A 2,770-nucleotide genomic window follows, 5' to 3' on the forward strand; every position below is an offset into this window, starting at 1 on the left:
GTATTAAAATGGTTGTTATCAATTGGTAAAAATGTATAATGAAAACTAATCTTATTTTTTATTTAAAATGATGTTTTAAAAGTTGTTGCAAATATTCTTTTTTATATTTTGAGAGATATAAACAAGTTAATTTGGAGGTCTTTTTAATTTTTTTTATTTTAAAACCTGTTCCAAATCGAGTACTTCAAAATAGGGGTTCATAGTAAAAAGGTATTTTAAAAAAGGTATATGATTTGAGCCATAGATTATTAAATAGCAGTTGTCTTCATTGTAGTTAATTTGTCTTGCTATATTGTTGAAGTTTCTTAGGTTTGCTCCATACCAGAATGTACTTACATATTCCATAGAGCTCATGTCGTTTCCTGTACCCATACTCAGAAAATAGTTCCATTCATAATAATCGGCCTGTTGAAGTTTTTTTTCAGAGTTTATGTGTAATAAATATTTATCTAAACTTACTTTTTGCAATAGAGAGTCTTGTTTAGGGAGTTTGTAAGGATATTTTAGGTCATAAAATTCTGAATTCGTTCTTGTTTCATCATTAAATGCAGCTAATGCAATATACAGATTTCTTATTGCTTCATCGACTTTATTATTTGGTTTATAGTTGCTATCTAATAATTCTTCTGGTTGATAGTTAATGCCAATTACTTTTTTATGGTTTAAAAGTTTGGCAGTTTTCATTCCAAGTTGAAAAATCTCGTTAGCCTTAGTTTTTAATCTTATAGGTTCTTTTCCTTGAAGATAATCGTTATATATACTATCATAATAGGCTTGATTCTTTTCGCTAAATTCCAGGAATATTTTGTTTGGTTTATATTTTGCAAGTTTATTTACAATATTTGAAATTTCATTCTGTCTTTTTTCTGAAAATAAGTTTGAATGTAACTTACTTGTGCTATCAATGCTTTGATTAAAATGAAAAGTACCTAATAAGATAATCTTGATTTTTTTGTGGTTATTTTGTCCTTGAATTGAAAAGGAGAGAAAAAGCAGTGTCGAAAATAAAATTTTTTTAATTGTATTCTTCATTGTTTAATTAACTTTTATTGTTTTTCCTTAAGTATTTATTGTATTATTTGGAGATTTTTTTTAAAGATAAAAAAAATCTAATCAATATTTTTTTGTTAATAAAGTGGTTAAATCAATAAAAATTCCCGCTGCGTGAAAACGCAGCGGGAATTCATCATTAAAAACTAACCAACTAAAATTATTAACTCAATTTAAATTATTTATCGTCTTCTATGACTGCTTTTTTACCATCATGACGGTAGTAGTAATAGTTGTTGTCTGTAGTAGCTACTGGATTATAGTCAACATCCCAATCGTCGTTATAAGCATATCCATTGTTTCTCCATCCTTTCACACTTCCTAATGTATTAACTAAATCACCTCTTCTGTTATAGATCAGCTTTAGGTTTCCTACTTGTGCTAGTCCTATTCGGTTGTATTTTAAATAAACACTACCTATACGATTTACTCTGTCAAATCGATCATAGTTTATAAAGGTATTACCAACTCTTCTAACTCTTCCAAAACTATCGTGCTCAATTCTTGTACCATAGTTAAAGGTTCTCTTTACTGTAGTTACACTTCCACGTTTGCCTGCTGTTCTGTAAAAAAAGTCGCCATGGATATCCTCTGGTCGTGTGTTGAAATCAAAATCTCCATTCAAGAATACAAAAAACTCAATACCGCGTTCTACAAATGAAATTGGCTCATCGAAATTGTTTCTCATTCTATTTTCGGTTGAAGTAAATTTTACTTCGGTTGCGTTTACAATGGTTGTTGTCATCAAAACGCTTGCTACTAATAAGGTAATTGTTTTCATAATATTGTTATTTAATGCGTTTTGCTTACTCTTTCGATTTTCGGCTTCTTCGAACAGAAATTGTTTCTGTTGTTTAGCTTATTCCAATTGCTGTGCCAAACGACTAAAATAAATTCTTAAGGTTTGATTAAGAAAAATATAGGTATTGAATATCAATATATTGGATTTATATTGTTCGTTTATTTGATTATTTTTTTTAAATACCAGAAAAAAAAGTATCTAGAAATTCGTCCATAAAAAAACAGCGGAGAATTTCTCCGCTGTTTTTGATTAATAAGAATGTATTTGTATTATTTTTTTACTAACCTGATTGCCTCGTATGTTGATGTTTTAACAATATAAACTCCAGCATTCAAATCACTAATGTTCAAAGTACTGGTTGTAGTCACTATTCCTTTTTTAACCAATGCTCCTGTAATACTATAAATTTCGTAACCAAAATCTCCAGTGATACCAACAAAGTTTACTATGCCATTAGTTGGATTAGGATATACATTAATTCTATTTTTTTCTTCTACATCATCAATACCCAATGATGGGTTAAATTCATAAGCACCAACATCTACAGTTGTATCATATATTCTTGTAGTACCATTCAAATCAAGTGTATAAAGTGGACTGATAAAACCATTACTTCCGCCATTAATTCCAACAGAACCTGATGCTAACCTATAGTTATAATCATCGTGAGCAAAAGGAGCAGCAGTAGGATTATTAGCATTTATAAAAGTTGGAGTGGTAGTGCTAAGATTAGCAGTACTATTAGCCGCAATAGTTTGATCTATAACACAGTTTGAAACATATCCGTTTAATAAAACTCTAGGCGAAGTATTATTAGTCATGATATTATTTTGAAAATATCCATTATTATAAGGTAATACTATAATAAAACTTGAGTTAGGATTAGTACCAGTATTACGGTTATTTACAATAGTGCAA

Annotated in this window: 3 protein-coding genes; all 3 read right to left on the reverse strand. The window is 29.0% G+C overall.

Translation table 11 applies throughout. From position 1 onward, the window contains the following. Positions 1 to 153: 153 nt before the first annotated feature. Positions 154 to 1,032, reverse strand: a complete 879-nt coding sequence (locus IAI56_RS15420) for a DUF5694 domain-containing protein (RefSeq protein WP_187658708.1) — start codon at positions 1,030 to 1,032, stop codon at positions 154 to 156. Positions 1,033 to 1,228: 196 nt separating this feature from the next. Then, a complete protein-coding gene (locus IAI56_RS15425; protein WP_187658709.1) occupies positions 1,229 to 1,831 on the reverse strand; it encodes a hypothetical protein in 603 nt (200 codons plus the stop codon). Between the two features lie 290 nt (positions 1,832 to 2,121). Then, the coding region (locus IAI56_RS15430; protein WP_187658710.1) for a T9SS type A sorting domain-containing protein at positions 2,122 to 2,770 on the reverse strand (649 nt) is incomplete at its 5' end.

The organism is Flavobacterium macrobrachii, assembly GCF_014486675.1.
In the GTDB taxonomy this organism is placed as follows: domain Bacteria; phylum Bacteroidota; class Bacteroidia; order Flavobacteriales; family Flavobacteriaceae; genus Flavobacterium; species Flavobacterium macrobrachii.

Coding starts and splice junctions, on each gene's coding strand:
- IAI56_RS15420 (WP_187658708.1), bottom strand. CDS start 1,032: ATGAAGAATACAATTAAAAAAATTTTATTTTCGACACTGCTTTTTCTC.
- IAI56_RS15425 (WP_187658709.1), bottom strand. CDS start 1,831: ATGAAAACAATTACCTTATTAGTAGCAAGCGTTTTGATGACAACAACC.